This window comes from Bacillus sp. D386 (genome assembly GCF_006346415.1).
Genome location: NZ_VEMV01000003.1, coordinates 221,244 through 240,169 on the forward strand (window position 1 = coordinate 221,244; position 18,926 = coordinate 240,169).

25 protein-coding genes are annotated in these 18,926 nt (G+C 37.8%); 22 read left to right on the plus strand and 3 right to left on the minus strand.

From position 1 onward, the window contains the following. The first annotated feature begins 36 nt into the window (after positions 1–36). The 8 genes from FHY45_RS09930 (at position 37) to FHY45_RS09965 (ending at position 7,686) form a co-directional block, all read left to right on the plus strand. Complete coding sequence (locus FHY45_RS09930; protein ID WP_180349946.1) at positions 37–879, plus strand: DegV family protein; 843 nt, start codon at positions 37–39, stop codon at positions 877–879. After that, entirely contained in the window at positions 864–1,490 is a 627-nt protein-coding gene (locus FHY45_RS09935; protein ID WP_257469019.1) for an HD domain-containing protein, read from the plus strand. The genes FHY45_RS09930 and FHY45_RS09935 overlap by 16 nt, the downstream gene beginning before the upstream one ends. Further along, positions 1,487–3,379 (plus strand): ABC-F family ATP-binding cassette domain-containing protein, encoded by a 1,893-nt coding sequence (locus FHY45_RS09940; protein ID WP_139891780.1) that lies wholly within the window; start codon positions 1,487–1,489, stop codon positions 3,377–3,379. The genes FHY45_RS09935 and FHY45_RS09940 overlap by 4 nt, the downstream gene beginning before the upstream one ends. A gap of 72 nt (positions 3,380–3,451) precedes the next feature. Continuing rightward, positions 3,452–4,597, plus strand: coding sequence for a conserved virulence factor C family protein (locus FHY45_RS09945; RefSeq protein WP_139892005.1), 1,146 nt, complete (start codon positions 3,452–3,454; stop codon positions 4,595–4,597). A 202-nt stretch (positions 4,598–4,799) separates the two neighbouring features. Then, complete coding sequence (locus FHY45_RS09950; RefSeq protein WP_066107248.1) at positions 4,800–5,231, plus strand: BrxA/BrxB family bacilliredoxin; 432 nt, start codon at positions 4,800–4,802, stop codon at positions 5,229–5,231. Positions 5,232–5,361: 130 nt separating this feature from the next. After that, positions 5,362–6,138: a class I SAM-dependent methyltransferase gene (locus tag FHY45_RS09955; protein WP_139891781.1), complete on the plus strand. Its 777-nt coding sequence runs from the start codon at positions 5,362–5,364 to the stop codon at positions 6,136–6,138. Between the two features lie 87 nt (positions 6,139–6,225). Beyond that, on the plus strand, positions 6,226–6,819 hold the full coding sequence (locus FHY45_RS09960; protein ID WP_139891782.1) for a YpjP family protein: 594 nt from the start codon (positions 6,226–6,228) through the stop codon (positions 6,817–6,819). 102 nt (positions 6,820–6,921) lie between these two features. Then, the gene (locus FHY45_RS09965; protein ID WP_139891783.1) at positions 6,922–7,686 is read left to right on the plus strand and encodes a TerC family protein; all 765 of its coding nucleotides are present in this window, start codon (positions 6,922–6,924) and stop codon (positions 7,684–7,686) included. A 45-nt stretch (positions 7,687–7,731) separates the two neighbouring features. Here the strand turns inward: FHY45_RS09965 and FHY45_RS20525 are convergent, their stop codons facing one another. Continuing rightward, on the minus strand, positions 7,732–7,887 hold the full coding sequence (locus FHY45_RS20525) for a hypothetical protein (RefSeq protein WP_180349947.1): 156 nt from the start codon (positions 7,885–7,887) through the stop codon (positions 7,732–7,734). 306 nt (positions 7,888–8,193) lie between these two features. On the opposite strand from FHY45_RS20525, the gene FHY45_RS09970 reads away from it, so the two are divergent. Next, entirely contained in the window at positions 8,194–8,904 is a 711-nt protein-coding gene (locus FHY45_RS09970) for an anthrax toxin lethal factor-related metalloendopeptidase (protein WP_139891784.1), read from the plus strand. A gap of 17 nt (positions 8,905–8,921) precedes the next feature. Further along, the gene (locus tag FHY45_RS09975) at positions 8,922–9,878 is read left to right on the plus strand and encodes a thymidylate synthase (RefSeq protein WP_139891785.1); all 957 of its coding nucleotides are present in this window, start codon (positions 8,922–8,924) and stop codon (positions 9,876–9,878) included. 220 nt (positions 9,879–10,098) lie between these two features. On the opposite strand, the gene FHY45_RS09980 is transcribed toward FHY45_RS09975, so the two are convergent. Beyond that, positions 10,099–10,428 carry a hypothetical protein gene (locus tag FHY45_RS09980; RefSeq protein ID WP_066107225.1) on the minus strand — a complete coding sequence of 110 codons (330 nt, stop codon included), beginning with the start codon at positions 10,426–10,428 and terminating at the stop codon, positions 10,099–10,101. 283 nt (positions 10,429–10,711) lie between these two features. On the opposite strand from FHY45_RS09980, the gene FHY45_RS09985 reads away from it, so the two are divergent. The 10 genes from FHY45_RS09985 to FHY45_RS10035 all read left to right on the plus strand — a co-directional run bounded on the left by FHY45_RS09985 (position 10,712) and on the right by FHY45_RS10035 (position 17,003). Further along, entirely contained in the window at positions 10,712–10,972 is a 261-nt protein-coding gene (locus tag FHY45_RS09985) for a metal-sensitive transcriptional regulator (protein ID WP_066107222.1), read from the plus strand. 68 nt (positions 10,973–11,040) lie between these two features. Then, a complete protein-coding gene (locus FHY45_RS09990; RefSeq protein WP_066107219.1) occupies positions 11,041–11,517 on the plus strand; it encodes a DsrE/DsrF/DrsH-like family protein in 477 nt (158 codons plus the stop codon). 85 nt (positions 11,518–11,602) lie between these two features. Continuing rightward, complete coding sequence (locus FHY45_RS09995) at positions 11,603–11,908, plus strand: rhodanese-like domain-containing protein (protein WP_139891786.1); 306 nt, start codon at positions 11,603–11,605, stop codon at positions 11,906–11,908. A gap of 37 nt (positions 11,909–11,945) precedes the next feature. Then, a complete protein-coding gene (locus tag FHY45_RS10000) occupies positions 11,946–12,524 on the plus strand; it encodes a sulfurtransferase TusA family protein (protein ID WP_066107211.1) in 579 nt (192 codons plus the stop codon). A gap of 2 nt (positions 12,525–12,526) precedes the next feature. Beyond that, positions 12,527–13,654 (plus strand): MBL fold metallo-hydrolase, encoded by a 1,128-nt coding sequence (locus tag FHY45_RS10005; RefSeq protein WP_139891787.1) that lies wholly within the window; start codon positions 12,527–12,529, stop codon positions 13,652–13,654. A 22-nt stretch (positions 13,655–13,676) separates the two neighbouring features. Then, entirely contained in the window at positions 13,677–13,904 is a 228-nt protein-coding gene (locus FHY45_RS10010; protein ID WP_066107202.1) for a sulfurtransferase TusA family protein, read from the plus strand. 64 nt (positions 13,905–13,968) lie between these two features. After that, positions 13,969–14,748 carry a sulfite exporter TauE/SafE family protein gene (locus FHY45_RS10015; RefSeq protein ID WP_373925469.1) on the plus strand — a complete coding sequence of 260 codons (780 nt, stop codon included), beginning with the start codon at positions 13,969–13,971 and terminating at the stop codon, positions 14,746–14,748. 229 nt (positions 14,749–14,977) lie between these two features. After that, positions 14,978–15,733, plus strand: a complete 756-nt coding sequence (locus tag FHY45_RS10020) for an SDR family NAD(P)-dependent oxidoreductase (protein ID WP_139891789.1) — start codon at positions 14,978–14,980, stop codon at positions 15,731–15,733. A gap of 12 nt (positions 15,734–15,745) precedes the next feature. Then, entirely contained in the window at positions 15,746–16,192 is a 447-nt protein-coding gene (locus FHY45_RS10025) for a MarR family winged helix-turn-helix transcriptional regulator (protein ID WP_139892006.1), read from the plus strand. A 271-nt stretch (positions 16,193–16,463) separates the two neighbouring features. Beyond that, a complete protein-coding gene (locus FHY45_RS10035) occupies positions 16,464–17,003 on the plus strand; it encodes a hypothetical protein (RefSeq protein ID WP_139891790.1) in 540 nt (179 codons plus the stop codon). Positions 17,004–17,260: 257 nt separating this feature from the next. Here FHY45_RS10035 and FHY45_RS10040 read toward each other — a convergent pair whose 3' ends face one another. Continuing rightward, positions 17,261–17,791 (minus strand): CotY/CotZ family spore coat protein, encoded by a 531-nt coding sequence (locus tag FHY45_RS10040; RefSeq protein WP_139891791.1) that lies wholly within the window; start codon positions 17,789–17,791, stop codon positions 17,261–17,263. Between the two features lie 121 nt (positions 17,792–17,912). Between FHY45_RS10040 and FHY45_RS10045 the strand changes: the two genes are divergently transcribed. After that, the gene (locus FHY45_RS10045; RefSeq protein ID WP_139891792.1) at positions 17,913–18,272 is read left to right on the plus strand and encodes a DUF1360 domain-containing protein; all 360 of its coding nucleotides are present in this window, start codon (positions 17,913–17,915) and stop codon (positions 18,270–18,272) included. Positions 18,273–18,522: 250 nt separating this feature from the next. Then, positions 18,523–18,894, plus strand: coding sequence for a hypothetical protein (locus FHY45_RS10050; protein ID WP_139891793.1), 372 nt, complete (start codon positions 18,523–18,525; stop codon positions 18,892–18,894). The last annotated feature ends 32 nt before the right edge of the window (positions 18,895–18,926 follow it).

Consider the following 18,926-nt stretch of genomic DNA (forward strand, 5'->3'; position numbering starts at 1 on the left):
CGGTTATGTATTCCATGAGGTATGGGGGTTGGTTGCATGATGAAAAAAGTAGCGTGGGTAACAGACAGCTCTGCTGTATTAGATGATGAACTTAGAGCCAATAAAGATGTTTATGTTTTACCGATCCATATGATAATTGATGGAAAGTCTTATTTGGATGGTGTAGATCTAACAACCGATGAATTAGTTGAACACATAGAAAAGGGATCCACTCTTACCTCATCGCAGCCATCGATTGGCGATTTCAAAAAGCTTTACGACAAGTTGGCTGATACCTATGACTCTATCTTCTCCTTTCATATCTCTGATAAATTAAGCGGTACATATTCTACAAGTGTTCAAGCTGCCGAGCTGGTGGATATCCCGGTTTTTAATGTGGATACTCATTATCTTGCTTATCCATTGACGTTATTGATAAAGAAAGCTATTAAAATATGGGAAACTTCAAATGAACCTACAGAAGTTGTGGAAGCAATCCATGCGCTTAAATCTAAGTTAAGAGTGTATGTTTGGATAGGATCTCTTCAGCAGCTTCATAATAGCGGCAGGCTTAACACCTCAAGCTATTACCTGGGAAGTCTTTTAAATATAAAGCCAATTGTGACCTTCCAGGAAGGAAGTCTACAGATTAAAACCAAGGTTCGTACATGGAAAAAGGCAACAGAAAAAATCCAATCCTATTTAAAACAATCCCTCGGGTCCTCCCAGATTGAAGAAGTTTTTATGCTGTATGGAAAACAGATCAGTCAAACAAGCGATTGGGTCCGGATGGTTGAAAGAATCAGTGAGGAATTATCAATTACGATACATCCGCTCGGGACTGCCCTTTGCCTTCACGCAGGCGTTGAAACAGTAGGAATCGGATGGATAGAAAAGTAAAGGAGTTTATTATGCGCGAAGCTATTAAAGCAGCGGAAGAATTCGTGAAAAAACGTTTTATTAACGATACAACGGGCCATGACTGGCAGCATATGGATCGTGTCAGAAGGCTATCCTTATTAATCTATCAAACCGAGCAAACAGGCGATCCTGAGCTAATTGAACTGATTGCCCTACTGCATGATCTATCCGATTCCAAATTAAATGGGACAAAAAAAGCGGGAGAAGCGGTACTTAGCGAATGGCTCGAATCTAATGTGAAAAATGAAGAAATTAGGGAAAAGATTAAAAGGGATGTCTCCAGTATCTCATTTAGTGAGGGTTTAAGAGAGGGCTTATCCCCTGAAGCAGCCATTGTGCAGGATGCGGACCGTCTGGATGCATTGGGAGCCATTGGTATAGCCCGTGCTTTCGCATATGGCAGTCATAAGGGGCATCCTATTTATTTACCGAAGGATGATTCTGCCCCTAGTACATTCACGCATTTTTATGATAAATTACTACTATTAAAAACCTTGATGAATACACGTACAGGTAAAAGGTTGGCAGAAGAACGTCATCAATTTATCTTGTTGTTTTTAGAACAGTTTAAAAAGGATATGATGGAATGAAAGTATTAAAAGGAATCGACATTAAAAAGGAATACGGAGAGAAGACTCTCTTTAAGGATATTAACTTTAGCATAAGTGAAAACGAAAAAATTGGTTTAATCGGCTTAAACGGAACAGGGAAATCTTCACTGTTAAAAATCATTGCCGGCATTGAAGAAATGGACGGGGGATTGATTGATAAGCCAAAGGATTACCGGATTTCATATCTAGGACAGAATGTTGAAGTAAACGAAGATGAAAAGGTATCAGCCTTTATTTATAGAAATGACTCACCTGTATTTCAAACTGTACGAAAGTACGAAGAGCTATTGGAACATATGAAGGAGTCCCCAAATGATTCAGCTCTTCTTGATAAAATGTTTCATTTGCAGGGTGAAATGGATGCAAACGGTGGCTGGGAGATCCATTCAAATGCACAAATTATGTTAAATAAGCTAGGAATCAAAGACCTTAATGTTAGAATGGGTTCTTTATCCGGAGGGCAAAAAAAGCGTTGTGCTTTAGCTAAAGCATTAATGGAAAAAGCAGATTTGCTTATTTTAGACGAGCCGACAAACCATTTGGATTATGACAGTATCGAGTGGCTGCAGGAGTATATCCAAGGATATCAAGGCTCGGTTTTATTTGTAACTCATGATCGATATTTCTTAGATGCCGTGACTAAAAAGATTTGGGAGCTTGATAAGGGGCAATTGCATTCTTATGACGGAAACTACGAGAAATTTTTAGAAATCAAAGCGATCAGAGACGAGATGGAAGCAAAATCAGCTCATAAAGTTTCAAGGCTGTTCCAACAGGAATTGGCCTGGATGCGGAAAGGGGCAAAAGCGAGAACGACGAAACAAAAAGCGAGAATTCAGCGCTTTGAATCCTTGCAGGAGGAAGCGAATGCTGGTAATGCAAGTGACGATTTAAGTTTGGATGTTGCTTCAACCAGACTTGGGAAAAAGGTGTTGGAGCTGGTTAATCTTTCAAAATCCTATGAAAATAAACTCTTAATCGATCGGTTTTCTGTCATTTTACAAAAGGGAGATCGAATTGGTATCCTTGGAGCCAATGGCAGTGGAAAAACAACCATATTAAGAATGCTTGCCGGTTCTGAGTCTTTAACTAGTGGCTCAATTGATCGGGGTTCTACGGTATTGATTGGCTATTATACTCAGGAAAATGAAGATTTACCACTCAATAAGCGAATGATTGAATATATCCGGGAAACAAGTGAAGCGGTCACGCTTGCAGATGGTGAGCGAATTTCGGCCGCACAAATGCTGGAACGTTTCCTTTTTGAGCCACATACGCATGGGACGGTCATCGGGAAGCTTTCAGGCGGAGAAAAAAGAAGGCTTTATTTATTGAAGATATTGATGGAGTCTCCAAATGTACTTTTATTGGACGAACCGACAAATGATTTGGATATTCAGACATTAACTGTTTTGGAAGAGTATCTTCAGCATTTTCCGGGTGTTGTTATAACCGTATCACATGATCGATACTTCTTGGATAAAACATGTCATAAATTATGGGTATTTACAGGGAATGGACAGATTCAGCAATACTATGGGCAGGCAAGTGATTACTTGGAATGGAAACAGGAGCAGGAAAGACTTGCAACTGCCGTTGAGAAAGAGTCAACTCCTAAAATAAAACGTGCAGAAGAGACAAAAACGAAAAAACGGCTATCCTATCATGAGATGAGAGAATGGGAAGGCATCGATGAAAAAATAGAAGCGGTTGAAAAACGACTGGAGGAAGTCGCTGCCGAACTAAATAAAGCAGGCAGTGATTTTGAACTGGCGAATAAATTAGCTGAGGAAGAAATTCAATTAAATGAAGAACTGGAGCATTTGATTGAACGATGGTCCTATCTTTCAGAAATACAAGAAGGCTAAATCGTAAGTATGTAAATATTTTGATAGATATGCTACAATCCCCCTAGATAAATAGATCAGGGGGATTTTATGATGAGGATTGTCTCAATTGAGCCTACACCGAGCCCGAATACGATGAAGGTTATCTTAAATGAAGAATTGCCGGCTGGTAAAAGTACGAATTATAAAAAGGATACGATTGATACCGCACCTTCATTTATAAAAGAAATTTTACATATTGAAGGTGTTAAAGGTGTATACCATGTAGCAGACTTCCTGGCGGTTGAAAGAAATGCTAAATATGATTGGCCTGGTATATTGGCACAGGTTCGAACCGTTTTCGGTGAGACAGTTGAAGAAACTGGAGCTAATCCAGTTGATACAGGCAAAGGATTTGGAGAGGTGAAGGTCCAAATTCAAGTTTTTAAAGGGATACCTATCCAGATTAAAGCAAATAGTGACCTGGAAGAAAAACGATGGGCTATGCCGAAAGCATTTATGGATGCTTTCCAAGTATCTCAGCTTGAGGATGATAATGCTGTGTTGATCCGAAAATGGATTGATTTTGGCAATCGTTACGGGGAGCTTGAGCAGATTGGGAAAGAGGTGATGGATGAAGTCATCGCCTTATATCCAGAAGAACGGTTAGCGAAGCTTGTTGCAGACGCTCAGGACACCACCACCAAGAAGTCCGAACCCGTTAAGGTGAAAAGAAGAAAGCTTACGGAAGCTGATTTGGATCAGGAAGACTGGAAGGCCAGATTTCAAGCATTGGATCAGATGGAGGATCCGGAAGTTTTGGATCTGCCACTCCTCAATAAGGCATTGGAGGATGAAAAAGCATCTATCAGAAGGCTTGCTGTGGTCTATTTAGGAATGATTGAAGACACGATTGTTTTGCCATATTTATATAAGGGACTAAAAGATAAGAGTGTAACGGTCAGAAGAACAGCGGGAGACTGCTTGTCTGATTTAGGCTTCCCGGAAGCTGAACAGGCTATGATTGAAGCTTTAGCTGATAAAAGTAAGCTAGTACGCTGGAGAGCGGCCATGTACTTGTATGAGGTTGGTGGGGAAAATGCTTTGCCAGCGCTTCGAAAAGCGGAAAATGATGAAGAATTTGAAGTGGCTCTGCAGGCGAAGATGGCCAGTGAGCGTATTAAAAATGGTGATGAAGCCCTTGGGTCTGTATGGAAACAAATGACTGAAGCCAGAAAAAATAACAAGGTTCAAGAATAATAGAGCATATCAGGAAGGCAGTGTCGAATCACTTGGCAGCTGCTTTAGTTGAGCATAGGAAAGAGTATATGCCTCTGTTTAAACGGGGAGTTTACATCTATATTAGGTAATGTTACATACAATATTAGGGAATACATGGATTGCACATGTAAGCTATCTAATGTATCCTACAAATGTAAGACTTTGAATGGGGGAATTATGAATGTCTATGGCATATGAAGAATATATGAGACAAATGGTTAAACCAATGAGAGCAGAGTTGACTGAAGCAGGCTTTGAAGAATTAACGACTTCGGAACAAGTAGATGAATTTATGGAAAAGGCAGAAGGTACTACATTGGTTGTAGTCAACTCCGTATGCGGATGTGCGGGCGGCTTGGCAAGACCGGCTGCAGCAGAAGCAGTAAATGCTGAAATTAAACCGAATCATTTTGTAACAGTCTTTGCCGGTCAGGATAAAGAAGCAACAGCCAGAATGAGAGAATATCTTGGGGAAGTTCCATCTTCACCTTCAATGGCTTTATTAAAAGGAAATGAAGTGGTTCATTTTATACCAAGACATGAGATTGAAGGACATACTTTAGAAGACGTTAAAGAGAATTTATTAAATGCTTTTTCTGAGTATTGTAAATAAACGTAAGGGAATGCTCACATGAGTATTCCTTTTTTTAATATGAGCCTGAGGGTAAATAAGTTTCTATCGCTTTAGATTTAAAGAAGCCTGCTCAACAAGAAATCTTGCAGATTTTAAAGGAGTTTTTTATGTGTTTGTCACTACGATTGAAAAAACGAATCATGTGCTGAATCAAAAAGCATTAAGAACAGCTGAACAATTAGGGATCCCGTATATTGAACGCAATAAAAGAACGATTAAACAGTTGCAATCTTACTATAACCAACCATGTCTGGTAGTGGGGAAGATCAAAACAGAATTATATGACCTGCATGGAATAGATCCATTATTTTTCCATCCAAATATGGCCGCAGTCCGTATGAAGAGAATTGAGAAAGGGGAAGTGGATCCATTTGTCAGGGCAGCCGGATTAAATCAAGGGATGTCTATTCTTGATTGTACACTTGGTATGGGAGCGGATGCCTTGATTGCCTCTTATATCATAGGGAGTAGCGGGAAAATAACTGCTTTAGAGTTAAATCCGTTTGTTTACTTTGTTATTAAGGAGGGACTGCAAAATTATCCTTTTAAGAATGAGAAATTTGGCGAAGCTGCCGGGAGAATTGAAGCTGTGAACATAGACTATTTAACCTTTCTTAAAAAAGCTGAGGATCGCTCCTATGATGTTGTTTATTTTGATCCAATGTTTACAGAAAGAGTCATTGAAAGTGCTGGAATTCAGTCTTTGAGTTCATTTGCTTCCTACAAGGAGTTAACAGATGAAGCAGTAGTGGAAGCCAAGAGAGTTGCCAAAAAGAGGATTATTCTTAAGGACCATTTCAGGAGTGATCGATTTTCCCGGTTTGGATTTAGCGTTGAAAAAAGAAAAACTGCAAAATTTCATTTTGGTGTGATAGAATTAGAATAGTTAAAAAAATCAAAATTCGCTCTTCCAATATTAATAAAACGGGGTGAAGAAATAGCCCGTTTTGCTGAATAGGCAGGTGATTTTAATTTGAAAAATTGGTCAAGTATTCTTAAGAAATCCTTGGTAGTTGGGCTTTCTGTTTTAAGCTTTGGAATTATATCTCCATCTCAGTATCAGGAATGGTATGAAGGAAGTACTGTCAAAGAAGCCAAAAACAATCCTGTTATTGGCCAAACTGATTATGTAAGCAGCGAATCTCCTGTAACGGTATTTAGTCAAAGTGATTTTTTATCGTATGCTATGCTTCGCGCTGAGGAGCAATCCTTTGAAAAGTTTGGGAGTAGAATTGGTCCCCATATAAAAGATGAATTTTATACGAGTGTATTACCGAACATTGAATCCGCCTTGCAGGAATTTTCATCTGATGTACCGGAAGAAAAGCTGCTGAATATGGCGATATCAGAAAAGCCAAGCGGCGGTTTAAGTGAAAAAATATTTCATGTTTATGATCGGGAAACCAATGAAGACCTCATCAGATTTCATGTCAGGAGAGAGAACCCGCCCGGAGAAGGCCATTGGTTTGAATTTCATTACCATACATATAAAGATAATTTTGACGCCCATCACTCGATGGCAAGGATTTATTGGAGTCAAAACACTCCTCCTAAGTGGATTAGCTAAGCAGATCATTAATTGATAGATTACTATTTTCAGGTTAATACGTTGTAATCAACGTATTTTCTTTTTTGTGTTAAAGAAAATAATCAGGAGATGAAGACAACCATGAATGAATTCTTTTCACAGTTAATAGAAACATACGCTATGTTTTTTGATGGGCAGATGTGGATAGAGGTATTGTCTGACCCAGTCAGTTGGGGATTAATTGGTACACTGGTTCTGATGGAGGGCTTGCTATCATCCGATAATGCTCTCGTCCTTGCTGTAATGGTAAAGGATCTTCCGGAAAAACAACGAAAAAGAGCTTTGTTTTATGGGTTGATTGGAGCTTATTTATTCCGTTTCCTAGCTATAGGAGTAGGTGTCTATTTAATTGAAATTTTGTGGGTGAAACTGATTGGAGGAGGTTATCTTGCATGGCTTTCCATTCAGTATTTTTACAAAAAGTATAAACATTTTGAAACGACTCCTGATGTTCCGGACGTAAAAAAATCTGGCTTGCTCAAACGATTGTTCGGTAACTTTTGGGGGACAGTTGCATCCGTAGAGTTGATGGATATCGCATTCTCTGTAGACAGTATACTGGCTGCCTTTGGTGTAAGTAATCAAGTCTGGGTTTTGTTCGTTGGAGGCATATTAGGTGTTTTAATGATGAGGGGTGTGGCAGGTGTATTCTTAAAGTTAATCGATAGAATACCAGAGCTTGAAAGTGCTGCTTATATTTTGATTGCCTTTATTGCTGTTAAAATGGTTGGTTCCAATTTTGGTCTACATATCGATCATACTATGTTCTTTTTCATTATCATTGTGATTTTTGGCGCAACCATTCTGTTGCACTTTTATAAGAAAAGAAAGAATCAGTCGGCATAGAATATGTTAAAAGAATTCCTGATCAGGATATGATCAGGAATTCTTTTAAGAGAGATGAATGAAAATAAAGCCTATGCAAAATCCAAGAGCAATTAGACTATCGAATACCACTAATCTCCAATCTGTCATAGCAGAATACAAATCTTCCATTAATTCGTCATCAAGATTATATTTATCAGGATGGAACCGTATCTTAACCACCTCTCCCTGGATACTTTATTGTAAAAGGGGATTGCTGGAATGCTGTGATGGTGCTGTTTAGCTGCAAACGGTCAGATGAACTTCCATAATTTTTATGACCACTCGTTCACTTCGAAACTCTCATCATATGGTATAATTTTTAATGATTTGTCGAAATGGATCTATGCCATTGTTGATAAATGGTTAAACCATACATATACGCCTATCTAGATTTCTTCACGAAGTTTTATACATAACCCTATATATTCTCATTGACTGGTAATAGGGTTTTTATGATATAAAAATTAATCTTCGGAGTGAATTGTGATGAAGGCCAGAAATTTACTTGTATTCATTTTTATATTCATTATGGTAGCCACTCTTATATTATTTCCATTAGGGCAAAATTATGCAGAGTCAGTTTATTTAAAGAATTTATCTGGCATTGAGAATAAATCATTGGTATCAACTATAATTGTTTTACCTGATGATCAAGATCAATGGGATGAGGCTGAGGTTATTATAGAAAGAATAAGTGGGTTACCTGAAGGCTTACTTCAAGTATTAAAAAAGAATAGAATTAAGATTAAGTTATTTACGGGAGCATTGACGGATCAACGGGAGGCTGCCCATTTAAAAGGAGTTCAGCCAAGAGGGTATTCCTCGAAAAATTGGGATGAAGTACCCGGAATGGGTGGCAGTAAAACAGTCTTAGTAAAAATCGGGCACAGTGAAAAAGGAGCGGGCCATGGTTCAACTAATCTAGAACTACATGAGCTTGGACATTCAGTCGATCAAATTATATTGAATAATATTAGTGAAACGGGCTACTTTCAAGATGCTTGGTTAAAAGAAGTGCAACAACTATTCCCGAATCAAGCATACTTTATTGATTATTCAGAGGAGTACTTTGCTGAGGTTTTTGCGATGTATTACTTCAATCAAGAAACTAAAGCAGAATGTTTGGAAAAGGCCCCTCTCACATACGAAATCATAAAAAATATTGAAAAGAATGGGTACACAGTAAAAGAACAATAAAATAGGAGGATCAACAAATGGTGAAAAATGAACAGGCCTATTTAAATCTTTGCCAGCATGTTCTAAATAACGGGACAAAAAAAGAAGACCGTACAGGGACAGGTACAATCTCTGTATTCGGCCACCAAATGAGATTTAATCTGAAGGATGGTTTTCCATTATTAACAACCAAAAGAGTACCATTTCGCTTGATTGCAAGTGAATTACTGTGGTTTATTAACGGAGATACGAATATCAAGTTTTTGCTACAGCATAATAATAATATTTGGAATGAATGGGCCTTTAAAAAATGGGTTGAAAGCTCAGAGTATAAAGGTCCTGATATGACTGATTTTGGTATTCGTTCTTTACAGGATGAAAATTTTAATCAATTATATTTGGAACAAATGGATTTATTTAAAGAGAAAATCTTAAGTGATGATGCCTTTGCGGCGAAGTATGGAGAGCTTGGCAATGTATACGGGAAACAATGGAGAGAATGGAAGACGTCAACAGGTGAAACGATTGATCAGCTTAAAGATGTGATTGAACAAATTAAAAGAAACCCATCTTCCAGAAGATTGATTGTATCTGCATGGAATCCGGAGGATGTACCAACTATGGCTTTGCCGCCATGTCACAGTTTATTCCAGTTTCATGTGGCAGACGGCAAGCTGTCCTGCCAGCTGTATCAAAGAAGTGCAGACATCTTCCTCGGTGTACCATTTAATATTGCCAGCTATGCATTGCTGACTCATTTAATTGCAGCTGAATGTGGTCTGGAGGTTGGTGAATTTGTCCATACTCTTGGTGATGCACATATCTATTTAAACCATGTAGAACAAGTGAAGACTCAATTGGAAAGAGAACCAAGATCGCTTCCTGAGCTGGTGATTGACTCTTCATTTACAAGTATTTTTGATATGAATCTGGATCAAATAAAAATTGAAGGATATGACCCGCATCCAACGATCAAAGCACCGATTGCTGTTTAATTTAGAGTGCTTACGGACAGCCTCATAACTGATAGCAAAAAGGCGTACAGAATAGTGATATTCTGTACGCCTTTTTATATAAAACTGCAGGGATATGAGTTTGTTTCATAATTTCAAAAAGTAATGAGTACTCGAATTTTATCTATTCATTTATCGGGTGGAAATAATAGAGATATTGTGATGCAATTGGATTAGACTAAAGGGTTACTCAGTTACTAAGTCACTTAATTAAGTGGATATGGTGAAACGAACTTTGTATTTCATTCCAATATTCCGGATAGGTATCCGTAAATTTTTGAAAAGCTTCGTGAAGATTTATTACTAAATAATCATAAGTAACCTTACGATCTTTTCTGGTTTTTTTTAAATCAAAATATAAGGCAAACGGGCGTGTATAATAGCTGGTAAGCTGATGGGGATTTAAGGTTGCAATTTCTATATTTTTTTGACAGATAAAATCATTGACAGATTTTAATGGGCAATGTTTCACAAAATTTGGGACTTGGATAATAGGACATTTCTCATCCAATAATATAATACCTCTATACATAAATTTCTCCTTGAAAAATCAAACAAAGTTAAGCATAGTATGGCCAAATTTTTTAAAAATATACGGTTTGCTAGTGTTTAAAAAGCCCATAACATAAACAAATACATGGCAACTAATGAATATAAAATATGAATCTAAGCAGGTACTTTTAATCTAGAATGTCAGTATTTTTTTAGGGCATGAAAGGATGTGAAGAATTTATTGAGCATTCTGATTGACCAATTACCCATAGGGGTATACGATGGGCATATCGATATAATACAACTGAGAGGGGGAATGATGAATGAATTATGATGATAAAACGAAAGTGAGATTAAGAAGAATGGAAGGTCAGCTTCGTGGCATACAACGTATGATGGATGAAGGACAGGATTGTAAGGATGTGATCACCCAGCTTTCAGCGGTACGTTCCGGAATAGAGCGAACAATTGGTATCGTCGTCAGTGAAAACTTAATTGAATGTGTACGTGCGATTGATGGAGATGAGGAACAGATGAATGAATTAATTGGACAGGCGGTAAACTTGCTCGTTAAAAGCAGATAACAGGAAAAGATTATATTTTTTTACAATAATAAATACCTATATGGGTATATGTATTCTAAGGAGGAGCAATGGAACAGAAATCAACTAATATCATTTTATTCAGCGGGGATTATGATAAGGCGATGGCCGCCTATATTATTGCAAACGGAGCGGCTGCCTATGACCATGAAGTGACAATCTTCCATACATTTTGGGGAATCAATGCATTACGTAAACAGGAGCCAATGAAAGTAAAGAAAAGCCTCCTTGAGAAAATGTTTGGCTTTATGATGCCAAGAGGTGCTGAAAAACTAGCGCTTTCTAAAATGAATATGATGGGCATGGGACCAAAAATGATTAAGCATGTCATGAAGAAACATAATGCACTCACCTTAACAGATTTGATTGACATGGCACAGGAACAAGAGATCAAGCTAGTTTCGTGCACAATGACAATGGATTTATTGGGTCTAAAAAAAGAAGAGTTGCTGGATGACGTTCATTATGCCGGAGTTGCCGCCTATCTTGCAGACGCAGAAAATGGAGCAGTCAACTTGTTTATTTAAATTCAAGTAAGATCTGTTAGTTAGATCTGTTAGTTTTCTAAGGTTTAATTTAATACTTGTAAGGATTTGAGGAAGGGTGAGCTAAATGAAGGAAATTACAGCAAGAGAAGTTCAAGAACGCTTAGAAGCAGGGAAGCTACTAAATTTAATTGACGTACGAGAGCCAGAAGAGGTGGCTGAGGCTCATATTGAAGGCATTATCCATATTCCGCTTAGTGAGCTTCAGGACCGTATTGGTGTACTGGATAAAAATAAGGAATACATTCTCGTGTGCCGTTCAAGCGCTCGAAGTGGCAATGCTGCCTCTTATCTGGAATCGATTGGATTTCAGGCAACTAATATGGTTGGAGGTATGCTTGTTTGGAAAGGGAAGACGGTCAAAAATTTTTAAACAATAGTATACCCTATGGAGTATAGGAGGTCTCATAATGTCAATCAAAGCAGATGTTCACTTGGACGCAAAAGGACTCGCGTGCCCAATGCCTATCGTGAAAACGAAGAAAGCGATGAAAGAATTAGCTGTGGGCAAGGTATTGAAAATTACGGCAACAGATAAGGGATCAAAGGCCGATCTTGCTGCCTGGGCGGGATCAGCTGGCCATGAATATATTGGTACAAATGAAGATGGCGAAATCCTTATTCATTATATCCGTAAGGGTGGTGCAGATAGCGAGGTTGATAAACCATTTGAACGAACAATAACAAATGAAGATCTTGCAACAAGTGAGGGTATCATTTTAGATGTTCGTGAGGAAGCCGAGTATGCCTTTGGGCATGTGCCTCAGGCAAAGTCAATTCCTCTTGGGGAATTGGAGGAAAGAATGAGTGAACTAGATTCCAATCAAAATATTTACGTCATTTGCCGTACAGGCAGACGTAGTGAACTAGCTGCTCACAAACTTGTCGAAAGCGGATTTCAAAAAGTATTCAATGTATTCCCTGGCATGAAAGATTGGAAAGGCGAATTAATAAAAGAAACGAATAAAATCACGTCAGGAGGTAACTGAAAATGAAAGTTTTGAAATGGACAGCTACCGATGTGGCTAAATATGTGATTGAACATAAGGACTTATTTATTTTGGATGTTCGTAATCAAGATGCATTTAAGGATTGGAAGATTGAGGCTAAGAGCTTTGAATATATGAATATACCTTATTTTGAATTACTAGATGGTGTAGAGGAAATTCTTTCTGAAATCCCGGTGAATAAAGAAGTTCTTGTAGTATGTGCAAAAGAAGGATCATCTGTCATGGTTGCTGAAATGCTGTTAGAGGCTGGCCGACCTGTTGCCTATTTGGAAGGTGGTATGAAGGCATGGAGTATGCACCTTGAGCCTGTAAAGGTAGATGATTTGAAAGGTGGAGGAGAGATCTATCAATTTGTACGCCTTGGCAAAGGCTGTCTCTCCTATATGGTCATCTCTGGTGAGGAAGCGGCAATCATCGATGCAGTCCGATTCACGGATGTATTTATCGACTTTGCCAGAGAAAAGGGAGTGAAAATCAAGCATGTATTTGACACACACTTGCATGCTGATCATATCTCTGGTGGGCGCCAAATTGCTGAACAGACAGGTGCACAGTATTATCTTCCACAGCAGGATGCTGAGGAAGTTGTATATAATTATACGCCATTAACAGACGGGTTAACGGTGAAGCTTGGCGAATCAGAGATTGAAGTCAATGCTATATACTCACCGGGGCATACAATCGGCTCCACTTCTTTTGTCATTGGCGGAAGTTACTTACTTACGGGGGATATTCTTTTCATCGATTCAATTGGGCGCCCGGATTTAGCTGGTCTTGCCGAGGATTGGGTGGACGATTTACGTGAAACATTGTATGAACGATACCGTGTGCTTGCGGATGAATTAATTGTCCTTCCTGCTCATTTCATGATTATGGATGAAGTAAACGAAGACGGTACTGTTGCCAAACGGCTTAGAACTTTGCTGACTGAAAATCATGGTTTAAATATTGATAATGAAAATGAATTCCGTAAGATAGTCACAGAAAATCTGCCACCGCAGCCAAATGCATATGAGCAAATCCGTCAAGTGAATATGGGTAAAATTATACCCGAACTAGATGAACAAACTGAAATGGAAATTGGTCCAAACCGCTGTGCAGTTCGCTAATTTAACAAAGGGAGAGATTGATATGAAAATCACTAAAACATTAGATGCAAAAGGGCTGGCTTGCCCAATGCCAATTGTTAGAACAAAGAAGGCAATAGCAGCAATTCAATCCGGAGAGGTACTGGAGGTACTTGCCACAGATAAGGGTGCGTTGAACGACTTTACCGCATGGTCTAAATCTGGCGGGCACACCATCGTAGAGCAAACAGAAGAAGCCGGAGTACTGAAATTCTATATTCAGAAGGCATAAGAATATAGCGGACGTCCGTAACTTTGGAAGTCCGCTTTTTTTATTGGAAAGGAGTGTAATGCATATGGATATTTTATTTTTAGTAGTTATTTTTATGATAGGTTTCATCGGTTCTTTTATCTCAGGGATGCTGGGGGTTGGCGGTTCAATCATCAAATACCCGATGCTCTTATATATTCCGCCATTATTCGGTCTTGCCGCATTTAGTCCGCATGAAGTTTCCGGTATTAGTGCAGTCCAAGTATTATTTGCCTCCATTTCGGGTGTCTGGGCTTATCGAAAGGGCGGTTACTTAAACAAGCAGCTCATTCTTAATATGGGGGGATCCATTCTGGCGGGAAGTTTTATAGGAAGCTATGGTTCTCTTTTTTTATCAGAGAGTGCTGTCAATATTGTATATGCTTTGTTGGCCGTTATCGCGGCAATTATGATGTTTATTCCTAAAAAACAAATCGATGGCCAGCCGCTTAATGAAGATACGTTTAACAAGCCACTCGCCGCTATTCTTGCCTTTATTGTCGGGATTTCTTCAGGAATTGTTGGTGCAGCAGGAGGATTTATGCTTGTACCAATCATGCTTGTTGTTCTAAAAATACCAACAAGAATGACAATCGCAACAAGCCTTGCGGTTACATTCATTTCCTCTGTCGGTGGAAGCACTGGTAAGATTCTGACAGGACAAGTTGATTATGGACCAGCTTTGATCATGATAATCGCAAGTATCATTGCTGCACCACTTGGAGCAAGGGTGAGCAAATCAATGAATACAAAAGTTTTGCAGTGGATTCTTGCAGTCATCATTGCAGCTACAGCGGTTAAGCTTTGGATGGATATCCTTATGTAAGTAAAGTGCTCAATCAGTAAATGTGTATTATGTTAAAAGCAAATTAATTATGAAGCAAGAAAGCTCATATAGGTTTCTTGCTTTTATTATGCCAGCACGTTTTATTTTATGAAGAAGTTTTTATAAATGAAAAACCAAGCAAGCTATTAAAAATGAAAGCGTATTAGTTTATTAATAAATAGTTTATTGTTAAAATATAGTTTAATAAGAAAATAAAGGGGAAATTGTTATGGGGAAACTTCAAGAAAAAGTTGTCATTATTACAGGTGGTGCAGGGGGTATTGGGCTTGGTATGGCGAAAGCAATGGCCAAGGAAGGTGCTATCCTCGCGATTGTCGATGTAAATGAAGAAACAGGCAAAGCGGCGGAAAAAATTCTGCAGGACATCTCTCCAAACTCCATGTTTGTGAAAGCTAATTTAATGGATCGTGAAAACTTACCAAATATTATTCAAACAGTTGTTGATAAGTATGGCAAACTGGATGTGATAGTCAATAATGCACATGCATCTAAACAAAAATTATTTGAAGAGATTACACATGAGGACTTAGAGCTGTCACTTGGAACAGGATTCTATCCTACATTCTACTTGATGCAGGCAGCCCTTCCTTATTTGAAGGAAACAAAAGGAAACATTATTAACTTTGCCTCTGGAGCGGGTATTAATGGTGACCAAACACAAGCTGCCTATGCAGCTGCGAAAGAAGCTATCCGCGGAATCACTCGTGTTGCCGCTAATGAATGGGGACGCTATGGTATTAATGTTAACCTGATCAGTCCGATTGCTGATTCTGAAGGCGTACGTACATGGGCAAAAGCGCAGCCGGAATACTACCAGGCTGTTGTGAATAAAATTCCGCTTGGCCGCTTCGGCGATGTAGAGGAAGATATCGGCCGTGTGGCAGTCTTCCTAGCGAGCGCAGACTCTCAATATATTACTGGGCAAACCATCATGGTCGATGGTGGAGCAACTATGCTTCGTTAAGAAGTGATGATGATGGAACAAGATAATCTATTTGACTTAATTCATTCCATTGAACAAGTCTCCAATGAGCACATCGTGGATTTCACATCGCGTTACTCTTATCCAATCGGTGTATCGGCAGTACTCGTTCTGGCTGAACTTAGTGATGGCAAGACATTAAGGCAAAGTGAACTCGCTGATATGCTTGGCTACACCAAAGGAGCAGTCACGCATATTGCCTCAAAACTCGTTCATTTTGAGCTGGCTGAGCGGCTATATGATGAAGGAGATCGACGCACTGTTTATTTAAAGATTACCGAGCAGGGATGTATAGCTTTAAACGAGGCCCAAAAGATTGGTGAATCGATTTTTTTAGAACTATTCGAGGTACTTTCCAAAGATGAACTGCTTGAATATTTGCGCCTTCAACAGAAATTGCTAGAGGGGATGAAGAACAGGCGGTTATCTGGGAAGAAGTGAGAAAATAAAGAGAACAAGGCCGATTGCTTTAACTTGCAATCGGCTTTTCTGTGTCGATAGGGTGAGTTTCTATCCTTAAAGCATAAGAAGATAAGGTTACCACTGTTATAACAAAAACAAGACGTAAACCAATTCACACCTCACTTCTTGTCTCAGAAAATGTGTCCTTTAGGCTAAATGATAAGGCTTGTTTGTTACAACTAATTTGTCAAAGGACAAAGGCCATATGCATACATATAAAAATGACCCATTAAGGAAAGGAAGAAAAACAATGAATGATAATGAAATGGAAAATAATAAAAAAGAACCGATATTTTATATTATCCAACCAGTGAATAAAGGTAAATTGATTGCTCAGAATATGCAGGAAGTTTATCACAGTAAGGGAAGTATCAAAGAAAAAGAGGATAATAAATTACAAGAAGAATATAGTCTACAAGAGGACGAAGCAGCTGTAAAAAATGAACTTACAGAGAAGTTGCATGAAGAAGCATTAAAAAAAGATACTGATAATATCACAGAAAATTTGTTTTTTGGAAAAACAAGCCAAGGTGAAGAAAATTTCAAGTCGGATGAAAATATTGAGGTTCAAGTCGAAAGTGATCCTCTAAAAGATGATCTTCGTATGAAATTAATAAGGTTAGCAAGGTATCCATCAGTAGTGGAGAAGCCTTTCTGTGAAATAAAAATTGAGGGAGAAACCCTTGTTGGGCAAATAGAGAGTAAACGTGGAGAATTTTTAAAGGTAAAAGTAGATGAAAAAATTAGATTAATTGCCATAGATGATGTTGATGAACTTTCTATTATATAGATTAAACATAACAATGACCTTATTTTTCTTGAAATTGAAAAATAGGTCATCTTTTTATGAATATGTTGGCTATCGCCTAATCAAAAAAAGGTAAATTTCATAAGATGTATCAGAAGGAAAGGATAAGCCTAAAGAGGATAAGCCTAAAGAATAAATCGAATCGCAATGAAGGTAATAAAAATCAAACAGTACAAAAAGAAAACCTGAGGAGATACCCCCAGGCTGTAAATATATGAAAGTAAATATAACCTGCCAGTTTATTTACAATCATGATGGATAGCTACAGGACAAAGGCAAGTAACTGCACCAAACATCTTCAAATCAACAGTAATATAAGCATCGGTTCCTTCGAGTTCCTCAAAATAATGATCTTCTTTATGATTATCTTTATAATCATCTTTATGATTTTCATAATGATGGTCATCTGAGTCTATACCTTTTGGAAAATGATCTTTTTTCTTTAATAATTCTAAGGTTGCACAACAAGAATCAGAATCAACATTGTCGATGCGGAAAATTTTGGATTCAACAAAATAACATTTTCCCTTCTTTTTAGTTGTTCCATGCCCCTCAAATAGTTCTCCGGTGTTAAATACAGTAAGCATAATTGGAATCGTGTTATATTTGTATCCTCCAAAAAGTTTACCATTATTTAATTCGTTAATTGCTCTTTCGCAGCCTTTTCCAAGAGTTTCTTCATCGGGTTTTACTAAATCTTGAGCTTCCACAATAGCTAGTAAAGTATCACAAATACAACTGGATGTTTCAAATTCAGAACCGCAGCTCATATCTTCTCCTCCTTGATGAAATCATTTCTCTAACAGGTTATGAAAATAAGAGTATAGTTGTTTGAGTATATAGCCTATTTTTAAATGTATTTATAAAAATTGAAGAAAAAGGGGATTAATAATGGAGCTAGATATTGTAAAAATATTCATAATAGGATTAGCAGCTTTTCGATTAACACGCTTATTTGTGTTTGATAAAATCACTGAATTTATCAGAAAGCCATTTTTTGAGGAAATCAGTGAAGTTGATGAAGAAGGTAATGAAATCATTTTTTATATAGTTAAAGAAAAGGGGATTAAACATTTTTTCGGAGAATTACTAAGTTGTCATTGGTGTACTGGAATATGGGTTAGTATAGGCTTAGTAATGGTCGATTATTATATTCCAGTAGTTAGCTATTTTTTATTGATGGTTTTGTCTGTAGCTGGGATTGGTTCGGTAATTGAAACAATTATTGGAAAGTTAAATTCAGAAGAATAAATATTACTTCAGTTAAGAAGTTGCGTAAAGCTTCGATAAAAGTTTAATTTTCTAATGATTCATAAGGTGACCTCTAAAAGTTAGATTTCAACTCTAACTTTTAGGGTGAAGTACATCATCAATAAAAATGGTCATTTTACATAATAAATTCTTTAAAAGTTATAGGACAAGCAAACAAGCTATCATAGAAAATCTCCATATAATTAAATTACGGCTAATTATAGCTGAAACATATGTGAGGTGAACAAAAATGGCAGAGTGGAACCCTGAATCTAAGCAGACTCCATCTGGAGCTATTACAAGTGCTTCCTTAAAACAACTGTTAACAGAGTATATAACAACGACTCAAGAAATGGCCAGGAATAATTCTGAATCGACCCTATCAAGGTCTATTGCAAGAGTATCCTTTAGACAGCTACTACGACATTATTTAAGAACGGGTCAAGAAATTGCAGAAGTTCATGTCAATAGATCTCAATTTAATGGAGAACCTGATTTAACTAATGTACAAGTTGTTAATGTAGGCAATGATTATGCTGAATTTAGACAAGTTGATTCTTCATTTGGAGGAAGGACATTTATCGTAAGATTTAATCAAATCACTTCTCTTGAACTTCCTTAAGTTATTTAAAGATAATGTGGCTTCATGTGGTT